The sequence below is a fragment of the Phyllobacterium brassicacearum genome, from assembly GCF_003010955.1.
Taxonomy (GTDB): domain Bacteria; phylum Pseudomonadota; class Alphaproteobacteria; order Rhizobiales; family Rhizobiaceae; genus Phyllobacterium; species Phyllobacterium brassicacearum.
Map to the genome: position 1 here is coordinate 1 of NZ_PGGO01000065.1, position 1,096 is coordinate 1,096.

At 52.8% G+C, this 1,096-nt stretch carries 2 protein-coding genes; one reads left to right on the top strand and one right to left on the bottom strand.

Going from position 1 to position 1,096, the window contains the following annotated elements:
* Nucleotides 1–208 precede the first annotated feature (208 nt).
* Complete coding sequence (locus tag CU102_RS28240; RefSeq protein WP_106714344.1) at nucleotides 209–418, top strand: cold-shock protein; 210 nt, start codon at nucleotides 209–211, stop codon at nucleotides 416–418.
* A 369-nt stretch (nucleotides 419–787) separates the two neighbouring features.
* Here the strand turns inward: CU102_RS28240 and CU102_RS28245 are convergent, their stop codons facing one another.
* Nucleotides 788–982, bottom strand: coding sequence for a hypothetical protein (locus CU102_RS28245; protein ID WP_133624835.1), 195 nt, complete (start codon nucleotides 980–982; stop codon nucleotides 788–790).
* Nucleotides 983–1,096 lie beyond the last annotated feature (114 nt).

The following is a 1,096-nucleotide window of genomic DNA, read 5'->3' on the forward strand; positions in this document are numbered from 1 at the left end:
GCAAAAATCAGCTATTATCGGCATTTTCAAAGGAACAGTTGCTGGTGCCTGCCCCGTATTGTACAGCGCTGGGTCTGCCGTAGCCGCCGCATTTCGCTAAGCAATTCGCCTGATTGACATTTACGGTCGCGACTATGAATCTCTAGCCGCACTATAACCGGGTTGTCGTCAATCTCGCGCGCGCCCATACGCACCAAGAAGGTTTAAAATGGCTACTGGCACTGTTAAATGGTTCAATTCGACCAAAGGTTTTGGCTTCATTCAGCCGGATGATGGCGGTACAGATGTTTTCGTTCATATCTCTGCTGTAGAGCGGGCCGGACTACGCGGCCTCAATGACGGTCAGAAAATCAAATACGAAATGGTGCGGGACAAGAAATCGGGCAAAATGTCGGCCGATCAGTTGAGCACCGACTAACGATGTGACTCGTTCGCCCCACAGGCGGCGAGGGCCTGGAATAGCAAGAGGGCTGGAGTTGATGTCCGGCCTCTTTTCGCATCAATGACACCGCACTTGAGCGGCAAACGCTGAAAAGTTTCATCGGGAAACCGCAGTACCGGTACTACAAGGAATCGTCTTGGGCTGCCAAGTCCATAGCGTGTCCTTTCTTCAGTAGGTGGTAGGCACCTCTTGCGCGTACGTTCGCATTGTTACTTCTGCGACATCCCGTAAGATGTCATTGCCGTCTAGGTTCCACCAATGACGCACCTTCCCCCATTTCAACTGAAAGCAAGCGGGGGTGTGCAACGGCATCGCCTGCGTTGGGACCAGTCTGACTAAGGCCTTCTATTCTGTATAGAAGAGGTCGTTGGCGCGCCACACGTCAATGATCTTCTTCTTGATCTCATCAACGCTACGGTGTGGAAACTCGGCTCCAAGGGTCATCGCCAAAACCGACACATCAATCGTCTCTGGACGTGCTTCTTCAGCTTTTTCAGCCTGCGCCTTGATTTCCGCCATCAGTTTTTCATCTTCGATCATGGTTCGGTTCCGTTTCTTTGCGAGCATAGCGCACCTCGGGACGGCGAAAACGAGCAGCTTGACACACCGTTGCGGCCGTCACCCGACCGCGGCAGCAAAGCTTTTTCCTACCCC

What these genes read in the sequence shown, in the direction of transcription:
- CU102_RS28240 (WP_106714344.1), top strand. Translation starts at nt 209, where the DNA reads ATGGCTACTGGCACTGTTAAATGGTTCAATTCGACCAAAGGTTTTGGC.
- CU102_RS28245 (WP_133624835.1), bottom strand. Translation starts at nt 982, where the DNA reads ATGATCGAAGATGAAAAACTGATGGCGGAAATCAAGGCGCAGGCTGAA.